This window comes from Vibrio sp. 1978, assembly GCF_033344345.1.
In genome coordinates this window covers 1-685 of sequence record NZ_JAWPOP010000493.1, presented here as the reverse complement: position 1 = coordinate 685, position 685 = coordinate 1, and the positions used below count along the sequence as shown (strand labels likewise).

The window sequence follows — 685 nt, the reverse complement described above, 5'->3', positions numbered from 1 at the left end:
TTCTGATAGCTGTCGTTCAGCCTTGGCTCATAGCGATTCGCTTTACTGACCGCGCTACGCAGATTGTCGGGAACCAAGAGATGGGGGACGCCACCGAAGTGCTCGAACGCATTGGCATGCGCCTCTAGCCAGTAAGACTTTCCTTGGCTGGGGAAGGCTTCCACATAGGTGTAGTTGGACGCGCCTAAGGTCGCGACGAACACTTCCGCTTCACGCACTTCTCCTGTGTCAGGGTTGACCACCTGAAGCCTCGGCCCACAGTAGTCGATAAACAGCTTATCACCCGCAACATGAAGCTGGCGCATGCTGCGCTTTTGGGTTTTGAACCAGCGAGTGAAGTGCTCACAGAACTGAGTGTAAGCGTAAGCTTGCTCTTGATATTGCTCATGATATTCCTGCCAGAGCAGCATCTTCGTCATGCCTTTACGTCTGAGTTCGACTGCGTATTGAGTGAAGTCTGGCATGACTTTATCGCGACTGGCTTTCTTGCCGTGATACAGAGCTTGAGTGATATCAGCATCGCTACAACTTTCAGGCAGAGGCCAACCAAGTTGGCTTTGTTTAAAACGAGTAAGGAGTTCCGATATGGTTGACGGGCCGAGTTTAAGGCAAGAAGCGATGCTGCGATTTGAGAGACCGCAGTCGTACTTAAGGCGCAATACCTCTTTGATTTTGTTCATTGGAG

General features: G+C 51.1%; 1 protein-coding gene. It reads right to left on the bottom strand.

All coding sequences use genetic code 11. The features are described from left to right. A partial coding sequence (istA, locus tag R8N49_RS27420; RefSeq protein WP_318190491.1) for an IS21 family transposase occupies positions 1 to 685 on the bottom strand: 685 nt, incomplete at both ends.